Below are 19,588 nucleotides of genomic sequence, written 5' to 3'. Positions count from 1 at the left end.
CTCGCCTTGCCCGGCGATGCGGCGTGGATCAGATGAGATCGGGGCTGATCGCTGCGCGCAACGTGGCCTGTTCGCCGTTGCTGCGCAAGCGGCTCTCGATCCACCATACCGCCGATTTCTTGACCGACCAGCTCGCGCCGCTATCGGCGAGCAGACGCGCGATGACATGGCCGAGCGTCGGCTGATGGCCGACGATCACGACCGTCGGCGCAATGCCGTCGGGCCAGCCGGCGGCCGTAAGAACGGCTTCGACGCTCGCGTCCGGCGCAATCTCGCGTACCACGCGATATTGATCCGTCAACGATTCGGCCGTCTGCACGGTGCGCGCGGCGGGGCTGGCGAGGATCACGGCGTCGTCGGGAAGACGCGCGCGCAGCCATTTTGCGGACGCCTGCGCCTGCTTGCGGCCTCGCGGCGTCAGCTGGCGGGCGAGATCGGTCGAGGCGGTGTCTTCGGCCTCAGCGTGACGCCAGAGGATCAGGTTCATGGCGGTGTCTCCGTTTTTCTGGTGGCAGGTGGGTTTCGACAAGTATGGACAGCGCGGGGCGAGTTCTGCTGCTCTGGTTTTAATGAATGCGCGCGTGTTTCGGGAGTGTATGCGGCGCTAGCAGGATATTCGCGTGAAATCGGCGGCGCAAAAAGCAAAAACCCGCGACACCAGGATAAGTGTCGCGGGTTTTTCCTCTCTCCGTAATCAGTCGCGCATGGCGACGGGCTTACCTTCCGTGCCCGGGACAGGTTTACCGTCGGTGCCCCTATGCTGTTGCTCCCATCGTCCCTTGATCCAGCGGGCCAACAGGTATCCTCCTACCGGCAAGACAACCAGCAAAATAACCTGTACGGCATATATGGTTGTGTTCATTGTTCAAACACCCATTCCTTCAACTCCGAGAGCACCACGGAGAGAACGTACATGACGACGGATATGGTCAGATACAACGTTCGATTCCAGTCGCTTCTCCAGAACCAGTCGATCAGGTCGTTGTAGGGATGTAGCCGCACGTGATATGCGGTCGAGAACATAATCCATGTCCACCATGCCACGCTGACGATCAACAGCGCAAAGCTCCATCCCCGTACTTCCTTCCACTTCCGACTTAGAAATAAATCGCGCGCGAAGTCGGAGCGTTCCGCCTGAGTCGGGATGTAGCAGATGATACAGAGACACATCGCTGCTGCAGTGCTTGCAGCACCGGAACCCAGTGGGCCGACAGGCTCGGGGTTGCCTAAAAATGAGTTTACACTGATTTGCAGAGCCCAGAGGAAGCTGCTGAAACAGTAGATGATGAATCGAGCGATTCTGCGCATAGCCGTTCCTCGATCGAGGGTTGCGGCGTCACTTGCTCGCGAGGAATGGCCGAGCTGCCGCGGAATCAGCGTCGTCTTTTCCTTAAATCGAAATTGCCTAGCCGAGGACCCCATAAGCTGCACGGCGCAGCCCTCAAACTGCCCTATGAATCAGGCGAGGTAAAGCGCAAGTTTCATCATAATGAGGGTGACCGCACTCATCCCTGCCAAAGAACCAGTGCCGCAAGAATTGCACTATCGCCCGGTCGGCTGATTGCCGGGACCGTGGTCGGGCGCGAGTCGACGAGATGTGGCCACACAGCGGTTACACGTAGATCGAAAAAACAAAAAGCCCAGTCACGAGGACTGGGCTAAGTGCTTGTTTCTATGGTCGGAGCGATAGGATTCGAACCTACGACCCTCTGATCCCAAATCAGATGCGCTACCAGGCTGCGCTACGCTCCGACGCGAGCCAGCGATTCTATCTGCATTGAGGCCCGCAAGTCAAACCCTCGCGGCACAAAAGTTATAAGTGGCCCATCAGCAGCAACACAATCACCACGATCAGCACAATCCCGACGAGCCCGGTCGGGCGATAACCCCATTCGCGGCTGTACGGCCAGCTTGGAAGGGCGCCGATCAAAAGCAGGATCACCACGATCAGCAGAATGGTTCCGAGGGTCATGTTATCTCTCCTTATATGGCCGGGCCACAAATGGAGACCGCGTAGGCGCTTACAGGCAGCGACCGTGCGCGCGTTAGCGGCCGGAGTGTCGAGCGCGCGGAATGCGTGCTCTATGCCTTACAGATGAGCAAGCAATGTGCCCGACATGAGGCGGTGCCGTGGAGCAGGGACGACGCGGGAAACGGCGCAGGAGAGGATGCGTGCCCGGGAATCCGGACGCGCAAATGAAGACGTCGCGCATCGAGATCAAACCGGCGCGCGAGTCGGACGAAAATTCAGGCGGTCACAAAGGATAGCGCCGCAGGCGCGGCGCATCCGGCTTCAGTGTCTGCGGCGCATTCTGTCCAGGACGTGATGCTCGGCAAGCCAGTGATGCATCATGCCTTCGCCATGATGCTCGCGCCGATAGGTGCGCGACTCGAACACCGACAGCACGGCAAGCACCAGCAACCCTATGGCGAGTCCAACCAGACCTGCGATCGATTCGGCATCCATGGCGGCCTCCTTCGACGAAAACGACCCTGTGTACATAGTAGAACAGGCGCTGCAAGATCGCGCAATGCGGTGGATATCCAGGTTCGGCGGCGCGCATTGCGCTTTGCGGTTAGACTCGTGGCCCGCGACGTCATCCGTCGATGCTCACACCTTGTCCGAAAAGTTTATGAAGCGCTTCCTGCTGGCTGCATCGCTGTTTTCGCTGTTCGCCCTGTCTGCGTGTGCCGACGATCCGACCGTTCACCATCACGTGCCGCCGAAAGACCCGGCGGACTACCACGGCGTGCCGACCGACACCCGTCCGCCTTCGATGATCGACGCACCCGCCGCGCCGAAATAAGCGTACGGCGTGGGCGTGCGCTTACGCGCGGCTCCCCAACAGTTCCGACCCGACATCGCGTGCAAGACGCGGTAACAGGCGAAGAAGCGTGAGGCCGCGCGCGGCCATGAAGATCATCAGCGCCGCCCACAGTCCGTGATTGCCGTGCGGGCCGGCGAGCGCCCACGAAGCCGCAAAAAACACGCTGAGCGACACGACCATCGACGTCATCAGATCGCGCGTGCGCGTCGCACCGATGAACACGCCATCGAGCAGAAAGCCCCACACGGATACGATCGGCGACAGCACGGTCCACGGCAGGAAGGCTTCCGCCGCTGCCCGCACCACGGTCTGATCCGTGAGCCGCTCGATGATCCACGCGCCCGCCGTCCAGTAGACGAGCGAGAACACCAGCGCGCCGAGCGCCGACCACAGCAGCGTCACCTTGACGGCCTGGCGGAACGCGTCGCGGTCGCGCGCGCCGATGGCCGCGCCGACGAGCGCTTCAGCCGCATGCGCGAAGCCGTCGAGCCCATAGCCCATGAATGTCTGGAAGTTGAGAAGCAGCGCGTTCGCGGCCAGCGTCGCGTCGCCCTGTTTCGCGCCGAGATGCGCGAACCAGCCGAACGCGCCGAGCAGGCACATGGTCCGCACGAAGATGTCGCGGTTGATGGTCACCATGCGCCTGAGGGCGACGGGATCGAACAGCGCGGCGCGCTCGAGCGCGGGCAGCCCGCGCGGACGCATCTGCCAGAGTAGCATGGCGCCGAACACGAAGCCGAGCGCATCGGCCGTCGCCGTGGCGGCGCCGATGCCCGCCACGCCCCAGTCGAACGCATACACATACAGCAGCACGGCGACGATGTTCGCCGTGTTGATGAACACTTGCGTGGCAAGCGCAACGCGCACGCGCTGCGTACCGAGCAGCCAGCCTAGTACGACATAGTTGCCGAGCGCGAGTGGCGCGGCCCAGATACGCGCGTGACAGTACGCGCGCGCGTGCCGCTGCACGTCGTCGCTGCCGCCGATCGCGCGTACCGCAAAATCGATCAGCGGAACCTGCAGTGCCAGGATGAGTGCGCCGATCGCGAACGCGAGCAACATCGCACGCACGATGTTCATGCGCAGGCCGGCCTGATCGTTCGCGCCGAACGATTGCGCAACGAGCCCCGTCGTGCCCATGCGCAGAAAGCCGAAGCCCCAGAACACGAAATTGAAGAATAGACCGCCGAGCGCCACGCCGCCGAGATACGACGCGCTGTCGAGATGCCCGGCGACGGCGGTGTCGACGGCGCCGAGTATCGGCTGCGTCAGGTTCGCGAGGACGATGGGAAACGCGAGCGTCAGCACGCGCCGATGCCAGCGCGTGGGCACGGCATCGGCGCTCACGTGTGGAGCGTCCGGCGCGACGCTATCGTCCGCGCTATTGCTCAACCGCGCTCCTGCACGCAGACCCACGGGGATACGACGACGGCCCACAGTTCGGGGTCCCGCGCGGCGAAGTCGGCAGCCGTCTCCGCCTGCACGCGCTCGACCAGTCCCGCCGACAGCCACTGTGTGACCTGCGGCGCATCGTCGTTGGCGATCGCTTCGGCAACGCTCACCAGGTCGAGATCACGCGCGACGCGCAGCAGCATGCCGCGCGCAAAGAAGCGTTCGAGTTCCGTCCAGCCGATCTTCGCGGTTTCACCGAGCAGTTTCTCGTAGAGCGGGCTTTGTGGGGTGTCGGGGGAGGTCATGGTGTTAGCAGGCAGCATGGCATTCGTGCGTGGGGGCGTGTCGGCGGCGTGCGCCGGCACGGGCGGGCGTAACTATAAACCAAACCATAGGCGACACCTCGCGACTTCGCTCGCCAATGCCTTGCGGTGCGAATACGCCGGTAAATGCCTTCACGTCACGCGCTTTAATCGCCGTGTCCGCCAGCATATGAATACGTTAAACGGAAGTTCGCTAATTCGTTAAATCTGATGAATTCACTGCAGGAATCGCAACGGAAGGGTGCGTTGGCGCACCAAGTCCCGCTATTGCGGGAAGCGAAGCGAAATGCGTGAAATCGACGAATATCGCAGTGCAGAACAATTCACGCGCAATACTTTCACGATCTTCCGAAACGCCCGTCAGCCGTGGGTTTCGGGGCGGCGCGCTATTGCGCCGAGCGCGTATTGAATGCGAAATGGCGCGTTGATTCGGCTTGCAAATTGATGGGTGCGCCATTCAGTTCGTCTTGAAACCGTGCGCCGACTCACACTATTTGCACAATTAATCGATTGCGTGGGTATAGGGGCGTTGCTAGATTTCGTCTCGGCGCATGGTGAACCGGTCCTTTGCCGATATGCGCCGAACCCCCGTTTGCCCGGCCTCGTGCCGGGCATTTTTTTGTCCTCACGCAATAAAAACCGGACGACGCGCGAGTGCCGGCTACTGCTTGCAGCGGATCACCATCGAGCGGTTTTTCACGTTGGCGCCGAGCACGCCGCCAAGCGTGCCGCCTGCCGTGCCGCCCGTGTCGACATCTTTCGAGACCACGTCGTAGCCATAGGCGCCACATGCCTCGCCCGCGCGCTTGTAGCATTCGCCCCAGTTCTGGCTCGCATCGCTGCCGCTGCAGTTGATCGCGAAGCCCGTCTCGCCATTGGGCAGATAGGTGAGCGTCGTCGAACCGGAACTGGCGCAGCCTGCAAGGCTCGCCAGAGAGACGATCGCGAGGCTCGTCGCCGTCGCACGGACTGCCGCAAGGGCGTTTTTCATCGGAGTGTCCTCTGTGTGTCGTTGCGCGGATGAACGCGGTGTCGACAGACGGGGCACGGAGCGTGCCCGCCTGCCTCTGTGATGGAGCCGCGCACGGCCCATCGGGTTCCCGCGGGTTCCTGTCGCGATGCGGCGGGACAGCGCCTCAGCGCGGCGGGAGCGAGCGCGCCGGATCGATCGAACGGCCGGCGTAACGCAGCTCGAAGTGCAGCATCACGCGGTCGTTGTCGGAGTCGCCCATCTCGGCGATCTTCTGGCCTTGCTGCACCGTCTCGCCTTCCTTCACAAGCAGCGAGCGGTTGTGCGCGTACGCGGTCAGATAGTCGGCGTTGTGCTTGATGATCAGCAGGTTGCCGTAGCCGCGCAGGCCGTTGCTCGCATAGACGACGGTGCCGCCCGCCGCTGCGAACACGGGTGTGCCCGCAGCGTTGGCGATATCGATGCCCTTCGAATTGTTGCCGTCGAAGCCGCGCACCACGTTGCCCGTCGCCGGCCAGATCAGCGAGATCGACGACGCGGGCGCCGCAGGCGTATCCGCGGCCGCACTGCGCGACGCAGACGAAGCGCTCGCCGATGTGCCCGCCGAGGCGCTGCCCGAGGTGCTGCTGCGCGCCGAACCCGTGCTGGCCGTCGCCGTGCCGGGCGGCGGCGCGACGCGCAGCACCTGGCCAACCTCGAGCGAATCGGGGTTCGACAGTTTGTTCCAGCGCGTCAGGCTCTCGACCGACGTGCGATTGCTGCGCGCGATCTTGTACAGCGTGTCGCCCCGTTCGACGCGATAGTAGCCCGGACCCACGGGTGCCGAGCCGCATGCGGCCAGTGCTGCGACCATGGCCGCGCAGACGAGCCGTCTGATTTTTGTTGTCAACATTGGACCTCGCAAGACGCCGCCGCGCGCCGATCCCGATCACGTGGCAGATGCAAAACGCCAGATTCTAACGGTTTTGCAATGCAGCGCCCGTTTTCGGCTCCAGGCGACGCGCGACGATTGTGCCGCGCGCGATGCGCGGCGCTCAGGGCAGCGTGCCGACGGTGATACGCAGCGACGCCGTTTCGGTGTCGCCCCCTTCGAGCCAGCGTAGGCCCAGGCCGTTATGGATCGCGTCGGGCAGGCCCAGCCACGGCTCGACGCAGAAGAAGTCCGATTCGGGTCTTTCCGTCCACGTCGTGACGGCGTACCACGGCACCGAGTTGGGACGTTGCAGATCGATCGTGATGCTGCGGTTCAGGCCGAGCGCGACCATCCGCACGAGGTGATCCGGCGCGCCGTCGAGGCAATGGAATCGATCCAGGATGCCCGGATCGTTCAGACGATAGTCCGGCTTGCCCGCTTCGCCCGCGCTGATGGCGCCGTCCGGCAACTGGTGGCGGCGCACCGTGCGCGGCAATTCGAGCACCGTCTCGCCGCGTTCCGCGTGCGGCAGCGTGAAGTAGAAATGATGGCCCGCGTAGTAGGGCAGCGGCTCGCTGCCCGCCGTGCCCGTGTTGGTCGTGATGAAGTCGACGTCGAGCGTGTGTGCGTCGACGAGCGTGTATTTCGCCTCGAAGCGGAAGCTGAACGGATAGCCGGCGCGCGTCGCGTCGCTGTCGGTCAGCGTCATGCTGAGCGAGCGGGCGGCTTCGTCGACCGTGGCCTCGAACGGCAGGTCGCGCGCGAAGCCGTGCATGGGCAGATCGCGCACGGTGCCTTGCGCGTCCTTCCAGCGGCCGATCTGGCCGTCGACGAAATGGCGGCCGAGAAACGGAAACAGCAGCGGATTGCCGCCGCGCACGTGCGCGGGCTGGCTCCAGTCCGCGTGCTCGGGCCAGAAGATCACCGACTGGCCGTCGATGTCCCACGACAGCAGGCGGCCGCCCGCCTGCGGCGCGACGCGCAGCAAGGAGCCGTCGCGTGCGATCTCGATGATGTCCTGTTGCTGGAATTGAGGCATGGCAATGACGATAGAAAGCGGTTAGGAAGGGATCGGCGTGCACGATTGTGGCGCGAAAAGCGCAGCGACGCCGATTTTGCGCCCCTTTGTGCTACGGGGAAACCCTTCTCGGGAAATTGCGGGTGTTGGCGCACAGTCGGCGCAATCAATAATGTGTACGAAGACCGGCTCCGGCCGGATCCGATCACTCGGTTTTCAGGAGGGGCGATGGATCTCGCAATGGCAATGAGCGTGGCACTGTTCGGCATGTTTACGGGCAGTACGATTTATTTCTTTTATAAATTTACACGCTGACACGGGGCGACGAGAATCCACGTTGAGCCGTCGGCATGTACCGACGGTCCACGCAGCCTCCGCACGCAGGCCCGCCTTCCAGGCGGGCCTTTTTGCTTTCATCACCGTAATCAGCCTTTCGATCTTGTTGCAACGCGGCAAGATTCTGTTAAAAGCGAATTTTTGTCCTTGGCGCACCCCGGTCGCCCAGGCATAATCGACCCGCCTTCAGATGCCGGACGCCATGCTCCGGCATGCTGTCCATCCTCCCCACTTTTCAAAAGGACCGACGCGTGAGCCTGTCGTTTTTGATCTTTTTGAGCGTGCTGCAGGGCGTCACGGAACTGTTTCCGGTGAGCAGTCTTGGTCACACGCTGCTCGTTCCCGCTCTCTTCGGCATGCATATCGACAAGCATGCACCGCAACTGCTGCCGTTCCTCGTCGCGCTGCATCTGGGTACCGCGTTCGCGCTGCTGTGGTACTTCCGTACGCGCTGGATTGCGCTCATAGGCGGCTTTTTCGCGTCGCTGTCGGGCCGCCGCAATGACGATGGTCATATGATGTGGGCGCTCATCATCGGGACGATTCCGGCCGGTCTGGTGGGTCTCGTGCTCGAAAAGCGCCTCGAGCGCGTGTTCCACGATCTGCGCATCGTCGCGATTGCGCTGATCGTCAACGGCATCCTGCTGTGGCTCGGCGACCGTCTGCAGCGTGCGCGCGTGCACCGTGCGCCGGAGAAGCTGACGTTCAGGCAGGCATTTCTGGTCGGCCTCGCGCAGATCGGCGCGCTGATTCCCGGTTTCTCGCGCAGCGGCCTGACGATGATCGCCGGCAACGGCGCGGGCCTGACCTCCGAGAAGGCCGCCGAATTCTCGTTCCTGCTCGGCACGCCGATCATCTTCGCGGCGGGCATCCTCGAACTGCCGAAGCTCTTCCACGCGCCCGGTCTGCTCGCCGACGCGCTGCTGGGCGGCGTGCTGACGGCGATCGCCGCGTACCTGAGCGTGCGTTTCCTGATGCGCTATTTCGAAGGACGCGGCCGTCTTGCGTCGTTCGGCGTGTACTGCGTGATTGCGGGCGTGGTGTTTCTCGGCTGGTTCATGACGCATCCGCAGCCGGCCTGATCGCGCGGTTCGATCGGTTATAATCGCGGGCCCGGCGTTGCTGCCGGGCCTTTCTGTTTGAGCGCCACGGCATGTGTGGCGTGCTTACACCGGCGCCTGACGCCAGTCTCGGTCAGGTCTAGCCAGGTTAAAATTCCGGTTTCGCCTCCCCATAGTTCAACGGATAGAACACGGGTCTTCTAAACCTGAAATCGAGGTTCGATTCCTCGTGGGGGGGCCATCCAGTCTGCCTGCCTGTCCGCCTGCGCGTGCTGCGCACGGCCTCCATCTTTCTCCCATCCTCACCGCATCACACGCAGATAAAAAAGGGCAGCCGAAGCTGCCCTGAAGCGTTGCGCATCGAACGTGGATGAATGCGCGACTGTTGCTTGCCCGTGGTTTGTCGATGACGGGCGACGGGCCCGCCTGCCTGCGTTGCTGCGTGCTTACTTGTTGATGTCGAGCGCGTTCGTCAGATCGCCCATCGCCTGGCCGCCGTTCGCGATGAGCGCGCTGTCGCGCGACGCGAGGCCCGGCAGGTTCGGCAGATTGAAGCGATGAGTGATGAGGCGGATCGACGTCGTGTCGTACTGCGTATGATCGACAAAACCCTTCTTCGCATACGGCGACACGATGATCGCGGGAATCCGCGTACCCGGGCCCCAGCGGTCACCCTTCGGCGGCGCGACGTGATCCCAGAAGCCGCCGTTCTCGTCGTACGTGATGACGACGACCATGTTGTTCCACTGCGGGCTCTTCTGCAGATGCGAGATCACATCCGCAATGTGCTGATCGCCCTGCGACACGTCCGTATAACCCGCGTGCTCGTTCAGGTTGCCTTGCGGCTTGTAGAACGCGACTTGCGGCAGCGCGCCGGCGTCGATTGCCTTGATGAACTCCGAGCCGTTCAGGCCGCCGTCGAGCAGGTGCTTCGCGCGGTTGTCGGTGCCCGGCGCCAGGTCGGCGAAGTAGTTGAACGGCTGGTGGTGCGGCTGGAAGTTCGGCGAGCTGAGGTTCGCGCCGTAGATCACGTTCGCCGTGTTGTTCTGCACCGCCGAGATCGCGTTGCCCCATGCGCCGCTGTACCACGCCCACGTCACGCCCGCGTTGTTGAGCAGATCGCCGATGTGCTGGTTCGTCTGCGCCGGCAGCGTCGTTGCGACCGTCGGATCGGCGAGGTTCGCGTCGCCGCCCGCAGCCGGCTTGTTGCCGCTCGGCTGATACGGCGGCTGCATCGTGTTGATGGCGTAGAAGTCAGGCGTGAGGTTGCCCGAGTTGACGAAGGTCGGCACGTCGGTCAGCGCCGATGGCGCCGACGTCGACTTGAGCGTCAGCGAGACACCGTCCGGCTCGACCGCGGAGATCGACGCCTTCGCGACGCTCGTGTCGGCGTTCGCATAGAACGGCGTACACGCGCAGGCCAGCCACTGGTGATTCAGGAACGAGCCGCCGAACGCGCCCATGAAGAAATTGTCGGCCAGCGTGAATTGCTGCGCGATCTTGTAGAGCGGCAGCTTGTCGGCGTTCGGCGTGTAGTGGCCCATCACGAGACCACCCGAATCGGCCCACGCGGCGAACATGTCGTTCTTGCCGCCGTGGATCTGCATCTGGTTCTCGTAGAAGCGGTGATACAGGTCGCGCGTCGTCGCGCTGAGCGGCGCGTTGAAGCCAGCCGGATCGTCGATGGCGAACGGCGAGTTCGGCAGATTGACCGTCATCGCCTGCGTGATGACGGGCGTCACGCCCGCTGCCGTGAGGCCCTTCCAGACGGGCGGCAGCGTCGCCAGCACGGAGCCGTCGCGGTCGAGCTGGCGCGCGCTCGTCGCCGTCACGTTCTGCAGGCCGTTGGCGCCCGGGAAGTTGCCATAGAGGTTGTCGAAGCTGCGGTTTTCCGCGTAGATGACCACGACGTTCTTCACGGAAGACAACGTCGGCTTCGAATTCGAATTGCCACCACATGCGTACAGCCCGATCGCTGCGGCGATCGCAATAGGCGTCGCGCAGATCAGTTTCTTGTTCATGATTTATCTCTCTCGCGTTGGGGACCGGCGGTGAATCCGCATCGGGATGACCGGCGGCGAGAGTGTCGCAAGGCTTTTTGACAGAACGATTAATTTCTTACATAGAGGTTCCGATTTGCTTGTGGTTTTTAATATGTCGTCGGGTATATGTCATTTAGGCGACATGTCGGTGAAATAACCTCGCGCAGTCGATCAACACGAGCAGGTAAGAAAGATATGTGGCGCGATGTGGCGGGGCTTCGGACAAGACAGGCGTGGCGCGCGGGATGGCTCGGCGCGCTGGGTGTTTCGGTTTCGATGATGCTGGCGGCTTGCGATGCGGGCAGCGCGCAGAGCGATGGCGCTCACGCGGTAGCGGCGGCGCAATCGGTGCAACCGTCAGTGAGCGGCGCGCAGATGCAAAAGGTGTCCGCCGATGGCGCAGCGGCGATGCCCGCTGGTGGTCAGACGCGTGCCCAGGTGTACGAGTCCGTCAAGAAGATGACGGCCGTCGGCAAGCAGCTCTTCTTCGATCCGTCGCTGTCGGGTTCAGGTAAGCTCGCCTGCGCGTCGTGCCACAGCCCGCAGCACGCCTTCGGACCGCCTAACGCGCTCTCCGTGCAACTGGGCGGCCAGGACATGCGCCAGCAGGGCATGCGCGCCGCGCCCGACATCAAGTATCTGCAGAAGGTGCCGTCCTTCACCGAGCACTATCACGATTCGGACGACGAGGGCGACGAGAGCGTCGACGCAGGTCCGACGGGCGGCCTGATGTGGGACGGCCGCGTGAACAGCGCGCACGATCAGGCGCGCATGCCGCTGACGTCGTCGTTCGAGATGGGCAGCACGCCGCAGAAAGTGGCGGCGGCCGTGAAGGCCGCGCCGTACGCGAACCAGTTCCGCGACGCGTTCGGCGAGCGCGTGTTCGATAGCGACGACGCGACGTTCAAGGCCGTGCTGCAGGCGCTCGAAGTGTTCGAGGAGACGCCGGAAGTGTTCTACCCGTACACGAGCAAGTACGACGCCTTCCTCGCGGGCAAGGCGCAACTGACGAAGGCCGAGCTGCACGGCCTGCAGCTCTTCAACGACGAGACCAAAGGCAACTGCGCGAGCTGCCACATCAGCCAGCGCGCGCTCGACGGCTCGGCGCCCGCGTTCTCTGACTTCGGTCTGATCGCGCTCGGCGTGCCACGTAATCGCACGCTGGCCGTGAACCACGATCCGCATTTCTACGATCTGGGCGCGTGCGGCCCGGAACGGACGGATCTGAAGGGCCAAGACGAGTATTGCGGAATTTTCCGTACGCCGACGCTGCGCAACGTCGCGCTGCGCAAGACGTTCTTCCACAATGGGATTTATCACTCGCTCGAAGAGGTCGTCCGCTTCTATGCGGAACGCGATACGAATCCGGAGAAGTTCTATCCGGTCGTAAAGGGAAAAGTGCAGAAGTTCGACGATTTGCCGAAGAAGTATTGGGCAAATCTGAATACCGACCCGCCATTCGATCGCAAGCCGGGTGACAAGCCTGCGCTGGATGAATCAGAGATCAAGGATGTGGTCGCGTTCCTTAAGACGCTGACGGACGGATACCAGCCCGAAGCGCCTCAGCAACATGCTGACGCTCACATCGTCAGCAGCAAATAACAGCCGGCGATCAACAGCACGAACGACACGAGCAGGCACACGAGGCCGGCTCGCGTCAGCGCGCACGGCCACCGGCTGCGGCGCAGGCCGTGGATACGCACGATGGTCGGCATCGGCGCGGGATCGACGCGCATGACGATCGAGCCAAGAACGACGCAGATCAGCGTCAGCATCGCGGCGAAAAACTGGAGAGCGAACGAGAGGTCCATGAGCAAGAGTCGCAACGCGCAAAGCGTTTGAAGTGCGGGTGAATTTGATTCGACTCATGTTATGGATTGCGTGCCTGAGGGCCTATGGGACGTATCCTAAAATTCTCCTGAGCGGGCTGCCGGTGGGCCTCAGGCGCGGCGGCGTTATCTCAAAGATGGTGGTCTCGCGAGCTGTGCATGTAGGCGGCGTGCTATGCTTTTGAGGTCCAGATCGCGGGCCGCTACATGGCCGCGCCACGCTTGCCCGAACCCGACTTCTGCGGAGAACTTCATGTCGATGCGAACCCGAGCCGCGTTTCAACTCTCAGTGGGCGGGCTGTTGCTCGCTGGCGCAATCGGCGCGCATGCCACCAATCTCAACTTCCTGAACGACACGCCGATCGCGTACATGAAGCAGGCCGACAACGACTCGCTCAGAAAGGCCGCGTTCGAGGCGCTCGACAAGAAGCAGGACGGCGAATCCGCCACCTGGAACAACGAGGGTTTGCGCAATAGCACGAGGATCGAGGCGCAACTGACGCCTGATGCCACATCGAAGTCGGGCGACCGGACGTGCCGTCAGATCCACGTCGTGTTGAGCGCCAAAGGCCAGTCGATGAATCTGAACCCGCAGTTCTGCCGTCAGGGCACGGGCAACTGGGTGATGCAGAAGAAGCATTGAGCACGCGCACGATCTCTTGCGGCGTCGTGTTGCTCGACCCGGATGGGCGGGTGCTGCTCGCGCACGCGACGGAAACCAGCCACTGGGATATTCCCAAAGGGCAGGGCGAGGAAGGCGAAGCGCCGCATGTGACGGCGCTGCGCGAGATGGAAGAGGAAACGGGTATCGCCGTGGACGCGGCGCGGTTGAAAGACCTTGGCCTGTTCGTGTATCGGCGGGACAAGGATCTGCATCTGTTCGCCGCGCGCGCCTTGGCCGACGAACTCGATCTCACCCGCTGCACGTGCACGTCGATGTTTCCGCGCCGCTCCGACGGCACGATGATTCCCGAGATGGACGCATTCCGCTGGGCCGCGCCCGATGACGTCGAGCATTACGCGAGCCGCAGCCTCACGCGGCTCTTTCAGACCACGCTATCGCTCGCCGAGCTGCACCGCGTGCTGGACGCGGCATAGCGCACGCTTTTCAAATGAGCTTCAATCGAGCGCCTTGTCGTTCGGATGCGCGAACATCGTGCGCATTTCCGCCGACAGCGGGTAGTTCAGGTTGATCCCATGCGGCGGAATCGGCTGCGTGAACCAGACGTTGTAGAGACGTTCGGCCTCGCCCGATGTCTGCATCTTCGTGATCACACGGTTCACCAGCTCGCGAAACGGCGCGTCGCCCTTGCGGAACATGCACGCATAGGTCTCGTAGCCGAGCGGCGTGCCCGTCACGATGAAGTCGTCGGGGCGCGGGTCGGTGGCGCGAAAACCGTACAGAATCGGTTCGTCCATCACGAACGCGACCGCGCGATCCGCCTTCACGGCTGCAAACGCATCGGAGTGGTCCTTCGCGCTCGCAATACGCATGTTCAACTGCTTCTCGCTGTTCAACTGCCGCACGAGCCGTTCGTCCGACGTGCCCGCCGTCGTGACGACGGGCTTGCCGGCGAGGTCCGCGAAGTCGTTGATGCCGGCGTTCTTGCGCGCGATCATCCGCACCGCGTACTGGAAGAAGCTGTTCGAAAACGCGGCGACATTTTCGCGCTCGCGCGTATGGGTGGTCGAACCGCACTCAAGATCGATCTGGTTGTTGACCAGCATCAGGAAGCGGTTCGCCGATGTGATCGTGACTTCGCGCACCTTGAGGTTCGGCATCGCGAGCGTCTTCCTGATTTCTTCGACGATGGCGAGCGCGATCGATTGTGAATAGCCGACCGTCTGGTCGCCGGTGGAATAGGAGAAGGGGATCGACGCTTCGCGCACGCCGAGCGTAATCAAGCCGTCGTCGTGAACCTTCTTGAGCGTACCCGTCAGCTCTTCGGCATGGGCGGGCACAGTTAGCGACATAAACGCCGCCAGCGCCGCGGCCGCGATCGCCACCAGCTTGTATTTGATTGCAACCTTCATCGTTCCCCCTGAGCCGGCAGCAATCACTCCGGCTGCATCGTCGCGCTGTCGCCTGGCGATGTCCGTCGCGGGACACGGCGGCATGCGCGCCGAATGCGCCGCATGCCGCGGAGACTCAACCAGACAATCAGCTTACGCCGGCTTTCCCCAACTGTCGCGCAGACTGACGATCCGGTTGAATACGGGTTTGCCCGGTTTCGTGTCATACCGGTCAGCGACGAAGTAGCCGTGGCGCTCGAACTGATAGCGCGCTTCGGGCTCGACTTCGCCCAGGCCCGGCTCGACGTAGGCGTGCATGATGCGCTTCGAATCCGGATTGAGCGCCTCGAGGAAATCGCGGCCGCCCGCGTCGGGCTGTGCTTCCTTGAAGAGGCGATCGTAGACGCGCACTTCGACGGGCACGGCCTGGGTCGCGCTGATCCAGTGGATCGTGCCTTTCACCTTGTAGTTGTTCGCGCCTTCCGTGCCGGAGCGGCTGTCTTCGAAGTAGTTGCAGTGAACGGCGGTTACCTTGCCGTTCTCGTCCTTGTCGAAGCCCGTGCATTCGACCACGTAGCCGTACTTCAGACGCACCTTGTTGCCCGGGAACAGACGGAAATAGCCCTTCGGCGCGGCTTCCATGAAGTCTTCGCGCTCGATCCACAGTTCACGCGAGAACGGGAACGTGCGCACGCCGCGATCCGGGTGATGCGGGTGGACGGGCGCGCTGCACGCTTCCGTTTGACCTTCGGGATAGTTGTCGATCACGAGCTTCAGCGGATCGAGCACACAGGTCGCGCGCGGCGCCTTGTCGTCGAGATCGTCGCGCAGCGCGCCTTCGAACACGCTCATGTCGATCCACGAATCGACCTTCGTGATGCCGATGCGCTCGCAGAACAGCTTGATGCTGTCCGGCGTAAAGCCGCGGCGGCGCACGCCGACGATGGTCGGCATGCGCGGATCGTCCCAACCGTCCACGTGGTTTTCGTTGACCAGTTGCAGCAGCTTGCGCTTGCTGGTGATCGCGTACGTGAGGTTCAGGCGCGAAAACTCGATCTGCTGCGGCAGCGGGCGCGTGAAGATGCCGGCCTCGGCGAGTTCGTCGAGAATCCAGTCGTACAGTGGCCGGTGGTCTTCGAACTCGAGCGTGCACAGCGAATGCGTGATGTTTTCGAGCGCGTCCGAGATGCAGTGCGTGTAGTCGTACATCGGGTACACGCACCACGTGTCGCCCGTCCGGTAATGGTGGGCGAAGCGGATGCGATAGATCACCGGGTCGCGCATGTTGAAGTTCGGCGACGACATGTCGATCTTCGCGCGCAGCACGTGCTCGCCTTCCTTGAACTCGCCCGCCTTCATGCGGCGGAACAGGTCGAGGTTTTCTTCGACGCTACGTTCGCGGAACGGCGACGGCGTGCCGACTTCCGTTGCGGAGCCGCGGGTCGCGCGCATTTCTTCCGCCGTTTGACTGTCGACATACGCCTTGCCGCGCGTGATCAGCAGCTCGGCGAATTCATAGAGCTTGTCGTAGTAGTCGCTCGCGAAGTAGAGATGCTCTTTGCTTTCGATGTTCCACTCGAAGCCGAGCCACTTCACCGCGTCGACGATCGAGTCGACGTATTCGAAGCTTTCCTTTTCGGGGTTCGTGTCGTCGAAGCGCAGATGACAGACGCCGCCGTAGCTCTGCGCAATGCCGAAGTTCAGGCAGATGCTCTTCGCGTGGCCGATGTGCAGATAGCCGTTCGGTTCCGGCGGGAAGCGCGTTTCCACCCGCTGGCCCCACTTTCCGGAGCGGTTATCGTCGTCGATGATGTTGCGGATGAAATTGGAAACGGGCGCTTCGTTGCGCTCGGCGTCTTTGCGATCGTTGTTCATGCGAGAAGGAGAAAGTCGGTCCTGGACACTATATGCGTCCGTTAGTCTGTCAATTCTACCTGACGACACATCCGGCGACAGTCTTTAGGCTTGCGCGATGCGGCGCGCAGCCGAAAACAGCGGAAATCGATGGATTTCCGGGGCGCAATCGGCGCTGTAACAGGAGGTAAATTGCTTTGGCTCAGAATGGTGCGGACGCTTAGCATGCGTCGCGCGCCATGCCCCACGCCGGCCTTGCGCCAGCCCGCGCCGTCGCGGGTGATTGTGGCGGTTTGCCGTTGCGCTTCGCGGCGAGCATGAGCCTTGTCCCGCGCCTCTGAGCGGCGCTTTCGTTGTCGGCTGCGCCCGTCGCGCCGTTTTTCGGCAGGCGCTGCGTTTCCGTTATTCTGTCGTGGGCTCGGGCATCCGATGCCCGTCTCGCCGCTTCACGCGACCTGTCCTTGCTGCGAGCCGGCCGCCCCATGCCGCTGGGCACGCGCGGGCAGGTCCATCTATCCCGGAGTTCCTCGGATGTCCCTTCCGATGTTGCGCGCGCCTCGCGCGCTTTCCGGCGCCGCGTTGCATGCCGAATCCCATGCGGGCGCCCACGCCGATTTCTGTTCCAGTGCCGGCCGCGTCGTTGCTCAAGGCACGTTTGCGCGCTTTGCCACGACGCTCGCGCTGACGGGCGCACTGATCGCCAGCCTGGTTGCGTCGCCCGCTGTCGACGCGAAGACGGCCCAGCCCAAGCCCGTACTCGACGCGGCGGCCGTCGCGACGCCCGACCGCTACGCCGCCGACGCCGCGCAGCAGATTTTCGCGGCAGGCGGCAATGCCGTCGATGCAGCCGTCGCGATTGCCTTCACGCTCGCCGTCACATACCCGGATGCGGGCAACATCGGCGGCGGAGGGTTCATGACGCTGGTCATGGACGGCAAGCCGTACTTTCTCGACTACCGCGAGAAAGCGCCGCAGAGCGCGACGCGCGACATGTATCTCGACGACAAGGGCAATGTGATCAAGGGCATGAGCCTTGTCGGACATCGCGCGGTGGCCGTGCCGGGCACCGTCGACGGCATGTGGGAAGCGCAGAAGCGCTTCGGCAAGCTCAAGTGGAAGCAGGTGCTCGCGCCCGCCATCAAATACGCGACGGACGGCTTCCCCGTTGAGCCGTGGCTGCAGAAGCGCCGCGACGGCGCGTCGCAGAGCTTCGGCGGCAAGACCAATTTCGATGCGTACTTCACGAACCTGAAAGCGGGCAACACGTTCCGCCAGCCCGAACTTGCGCAGACCTTGACGCGGATCGCATCGGACGGCGGCCGCGAGTTCTACGAAGGGCAGACGGCCGATCTGATCGCGCGGCAGATGTACGGGCATGGCCTGCTAACGAAATCGGATCTGCTGCAGTACAAGGCCGTGTGGCGACAGCCTGTGACGGCGAGCTGGAACGGCTATCAGATCGTCACGGCGCCGCCGCCCAGCTCGGGCGGCATCGGACTGATCCAGCTGCTGAAGATGAAGGCGGATCTGAAACCGCAGTTCGACGGCGTGGCGCTCAATTCCGAGCCGTACATTCATCTGGTCGCGCAGATCGAGGACCGCGCGTTCGCTGACCGCCAGCAGTACATGGGCGACCCCGATTCGTACCGCGTGCCCGTCGACAAGCTGATCGACGACGCCTACCTCGCAAAGCGCGTCGAGGACATCACGCCCGACGAAGTGCCGGGCGCCTCGCCCGTCAAGCCGGGCCTCGGCGACTCGCTGCCGGAAAAGTCCCAGACGACGCACTTCTCGGTGGTCGACAAGTGGGGCAACGCTGTGTCGAACACGTACACGCTGAACGGGCCGTTCGGCTCGGGTGTGGTCGTCGACGGCGGCGGGTTCGTACTGAACGACGCGATGGACGACTTCGAGATGAAAGCCGGCGTGGCGAACCAGTTCGGCGTGACGAGCGGCGACGTCAACACGATCGCGCCGGGGCGCCGGCCATTGTCATCGATGGCGCCGACCATCCTGACGAAGGACGGCAAGGTGTCGCTCGTGATCGGCACACCGGGCGGCTCGCGCATCTTCACGTCGATCTTCCAGGTGATGACGAACCTGTACGACTTCAACATGTCGCCCGCCGACGCGCTCGCCGCGATGCGCTTTCACCATCAGTTGCTGCCGCAGAGGACGATCTACTTCGAGCCCTATCATCCCATCGACGGCGAGCTGGCCGAACAGTTGACGACGCGCGGCTACACGCTGCAGGGTCAGACGTTCAACGGCGACGTGCAGATGATCCGCATCGACGGCACGACCCCGCAACCGGCTGCCGATCCGCGCGGCGTTGGCGTGGGCCGTGTGATTCAATAGCGCTGGCGGCGCGATGCCGCACTTCGACCACTGAAAACAAACGGGGAAAAGTATGGCGTTGGAGCAGCAAAGCGTGATCGTATTGCCGGGTTACATGAACTCGGGCGTCGGGCATTGGCAGACCCGCTGGGAAGCGCGTTATCCGGGCTTTTCGCGCGTGCCGATGCGGGACTGGGATCATCGCGTTTGCGATGAGTGGTGCGAGACGCTCGATGCCGCAATCGCTGGGGCGAAAGCGCCTGTTCTGCTCGCGGCACACAGCCTCGGTTGCCTGACGGTCGCGTCCTGGGCGGCGCGCCATGCTTCGCAGGATGCGCTTGCGAAGGTCGCGGGCGCGCTGCTCGTCGCGGTGCCCGATCCGGCCGGCCCCGGATTTCCCGCCGATGCGGCCGGCTTCGACGCCGTGCCGATGAGCAAGTTGCCTTTCCCGTCGATCGTCGTCGCGAGCACCGACGATCCGTACGGCGGCGTGCCGTTCTCGCAGGCTTGCGCGGCGGCATGGGGCAGCCGCTGGGAGAGCATCGGCCCGCGCGGCCATATCAACGCCGACAGCGGCCTCGGCGACTGGGACGAAGGGCAGCGCTGGCTGGGTTCGATGGCGTGAGTCGCGGGCGGGGCGGCGCGATTCAGGCACTGAGGGTAGGGTGCCGG

Annotated in this window: 20 protein-coding genes and 2 tRNA genes; 8 read left to right on the top strand and 14 right to left on the bottom strand. The window is 63.3% G+C overall.

Going from position 1 to position 19,588, the window contains the following annotated elements; genetic code table 11:
• Positions 1–28 precede the first annotated feature (28 nt).
• The 5 genes from SB822_RS19625 to SB822_RS19605 all read right to left on the bottom strand — a co-directional run bounded on the left by SB822_RS19625 (position 29) and on the right by SB822_RS19605 (position 2,467).
• Positions 29–487 (bottom strand): SixA phosphatase family protein, encoded by a 459-nt coding sequence (locus SB822_RS19625; protein WP_007744008.1) that lies wholly within the window; start codon positions 485–487, stop codon positions 29–31.
• Between the two features lie 371 nt (positions 488–858).
• Entirely contained in the window at positions 859–1,308 is a 450-nt protein-coding gene (locus SB822_RS19620; RefSeq protein WP_090835804.1) for a hypothetical protein, read from the bottom strand.
• A gap of 367 nt (positions 1,309–1,675) precedes the next feature.
• Positions 1,676–1,752: transfer RNA gene (locus SB822_RS19615), tRNA-Pro, on the bottom strand.
• A gap of 61 nt (positions 1,753–1,813) precedes the next feature.
• Positions 1,814–1,972 carry a DUF3309 family protein gene (locus SB822_RS19610; protein ID WP_007744011.1) on the bottom strand — a complete coding sequence of 53 codons (159 nt, stop codon included), beginning with the start codon at positions 1,970–1,972 and terminating at the stop codon, positions 1,814–1,816.
• 321 nt (positions 1,973–2,293) lie between these two features.
• Positions 2,294–2,467, bottom strand: coding sequence for a hypothetical protein (locus SB822_RS19605; RefSeq protein WP_167449573.1), 174 nt, complete (start codon positions 2,465–2,467; stop codon positions 2,294–2,296).
• Positions 2,468–2,633: 166 nt separating this feature from the next.
• Between SB822_RS19605 and SB822_RS19600 the strand changes: the two genes are divergently transcribed.
• Positions 2,634–2,807 carry a hypothetical protein gene (locus SB822_RS19600; protein WP_007744014.1) on the top strand — a complete coding sequence of 58 codons (174 nt, stop codon included), beginning with the start codon at positions 2,634–2,636 and terminating at the stop codon, positions 2,805–2,807.
• A 21-nt stretch (positions 2,808–2,828) separates the two neighbouring features.
• Here SB822_RS19600 and SB822_RS19595 read toward each other — a convergent pair whose 3' ends face one another.
• The 5 genes from SB822_RS19595 to SB822_RS19575 all read right to left on the bottom strand — a co-directional run bounded on the left by SB822_RS19595 (position 2,829) and on the right by SB822_RS19575 (position 7,465).
• The gene (locus SB822_RS19595; RefSeq protein WP_090835748.1) at positions 2,829–4,220 is read right to left on the bottom strand and encodes an MATE family efflux transporter; all 1,392 of its coding nucleotides are present in this window, start codon (positions 4,218–4,220) and stop codon (positions 2,829–2,831) included.
• Positions 4,217–4,525, bottom strand: coding sequence for a DUF2288 domain-containing protein (locus tag SB822_RS19590; RefSeq protein ID WP_009770802.1), 309 nt, complete (start codon positions 4,523–4,525; stop codon positions 4,217–4,219). Before SB822_RS19590 ends, SB822_RS19595 begins: the two co-directional genes overlap by 4 nt.
• Before the next feature lie 679 nt (positions 4,526–5,204).
• Entirely contained in the window at positions 5,205–5,534 is a 330-nt protein-coding gene (locus tag SB822_RS19585) for a hypothetical protein (RefSeq protein WP_007744017.1), read from the bottom strand.
• Between the two features lie 145 nt (positions 5,535–5,679).
• On the bottom strand, positions 5,680–6,405 hold the full coding sequence (locus tag SB822_RS19580; RefSeq protein WP_176133838.1) for a peptidoglycan DD-metalloendopeptidase family protein: 726 nt from the start codon (positions 6,403–6,405) through the stop codon (positions 5,680–5,682).
• Between the two features lie 142 nt (positions 6,406–6,547).
• Positions 6,548–7,465 (bottom strand): aldose epimerase, encoded by a 918-nt coding sequence (locus SB822_RS19575; protein WP_090835746.1) that lies wholly within the window; start codon positions 7,463–7,465, stop codon positions 6,548–6,550.
• Positions 7,466–8,031: 566 nt separating this feature from the next.
• Between SB822_RS19575 and SB822_RS19570 the strand changes: the two genes are divergently transcribed.
• Both SB822_RS19570 and SB822_RS19565 read left to right on the top strand, forming a co-directional pair.
• Positions 8,032–8,862 (top strand): undecaprenyl-diphosphate phosphatase, encoded by an 831-nt coding sequence (locus tag SB822_RS19570; RefSeq protein ID WP_007744021.1) that lies wholly within the window; start codon positions 8,032–8,034, stop codon positions 8,860–8,862.
• 145 nt (positions 8,863–9,007) lie between these two features.
• Positions 9,008–9,082 (top strand) — tRNA-Arg (locus SB822_RS19565).
• A gap of 205 nt (positions 9,083–9,287) precedes the next feature.
• On the opposite strand, the gene SB822_RS19560 is transcribed toward SB822_RS19565, so the two are convergent.
• Positions 9,288–10,862, bottom strand: a complete 1,575-nt coding sequence (locus SB822_RS19560) for an acid phosphatase (RefSeq protein ID WP_410855445.1) — start codon at positions 10,860–10,862, stop codon at positions 9,288–9,290.
• A 216-nt stretch (positions 10,863–11,078) separates the two neighbouring features.
• Between SB822_RS19560 and SB822_RS19555 the strand changes: the two genes are divergently transcribed.
• A complete protein-coding gene (locus SB822_RS19555; protein ID WP_086919340.1) occupies positions 11,079–12,485 on the top strand; it encodes a cytochrome-c peroxidase in 1,407 nt (468 codons plus the stop codon).
• On the opposite strand, the gene SB822_RS19550 is transcribed toward SB822_RS19555, so the two are convergent.
• Positions 12,464–12,694, bottom strand: a complete 231-nt coding sequence (locus tag SB822_RS19550; RefSeq protein ID WP_007744024.1) for a hypothetical protein — start codon at positions 12,692–12,694, stop codon at positions 12,464–12,466. The two genes, SB822_RS19555 and SB822_RS19550, sit on opposite strands and share 22 nt — an antisense overlap.
• Before the next feature lie 271 nt (positions 12,695–12,965).
• Here SB822_RS19550 and SB822_RS19545 point away from each other — a divergent pair, with 271 nt between their 5' ends.
• Both SB822_RS19545 and SB822_RS19540 read left to right on the top strand, forming a co-directional pair.
• The gene (locus SB822_RS19545) at positions 12,966–13,355 is read left to right on the top strand and encodes a hypothetical protein (protein ID WP_007744025.1); all 390 of its coding nucleotides are present in this window, start codon (positions 12,966–12,968) and stop codon (positions 13,353–13,355) included.
• Positions 13,352–13,810 (top strand): NUDIX hydrolase, encoded by a 459-nt coding sequence (locus tag SB822_RS19540; RefSeq protein ID WP_007744026.1) that lies wholly within the window; start codon positions 13,352–13,354, stop codon positions 13,808–13,810. Before SB822_RS19545 ends, SB822_RS19540 begins: the two co-directional genes overlap by 4 nt.
• 21 nt (positions 13,811–13,831) lie before the next feature.
• Here the strand turns inward: SB822_RS19540 and SB822_RS19535 are convergent, their stop codons facing one another.
• Together SB822_RS19535 and SB822_RS19530 are read right to left on the bottom strand one after the other, a co-directional pair.
• On the bottom strand, positions 13,832–14,746 hold the full coding sequence (locus SB822_RS19535; protein ID WP_090835744.1) for a transporter substrate-binding domain-containing protein: 915 nt from the start codon (positions 14,744–14,746) through the stop codon (positions 13,832–13,834).
• A 132-nt stretch (positions 14,747–14,878) separates the two neighbouring features.
• On the bottom strand, positions 14,879–16,600 hold the full coding sequence (locus SB822_RS19530) for a glutamine--tRNA ligase/YqeY domain fusion protein (RefSeq protein WP_079499970.1): 1,722 nt from the start codon (positions 16,598–16,600) through the stop codon (positions 14,879–14,881).
• A gap of 510 nt (positions 16,601–17,110) precedes the next feature.
• Here SB822_RS19530 and ggt point away from each other — a divergent pair.
• Together ggt and SB822_RS19520 are read left to right on the top strand one after the other, a co-directional pair.
• A complete protein-coding gene (gene ggt, locus SB822_RS19525) occupies positions 17,111–18,937 on the top strand; it encodes a gamma-glutamyltransferase (protein WP_090835743.1) in 1,827 nt (608 codons plus the stop codon).
• 52 nt (positions 18,938–18,989) lie between these two features.
• Complete coding sequence (locus SB822_RS19520; protein WP_410855444.1) at positions 18,990–19,541, top strand: RBBP9/YdeN family alpha/beta hydrolase; 552 nt, start codon at positions 18,990–18,992, stop codon at positions 19,539–19,541.
• The last annotated feature ends 47 nt before the right edge of the window (positions 19,542–19,588 follow it).

This window comes from Paraburkholderia sp. SIMBA_054, assembly GCF_046534875.1.
Taxonomy (GTDB): domain Bacteria; phylum Pseudomonadota; class Gammaproteobacteria; order Burkholderiales; family Burkholderiaceae; genus Paraburkholderia; species Paraburkholderia hospita.
The sequence above is the reverse complement of the archived record's forward strand: the minus strand, read 5'-3'. Positions and strand labels throughout refer to the sequence as shown.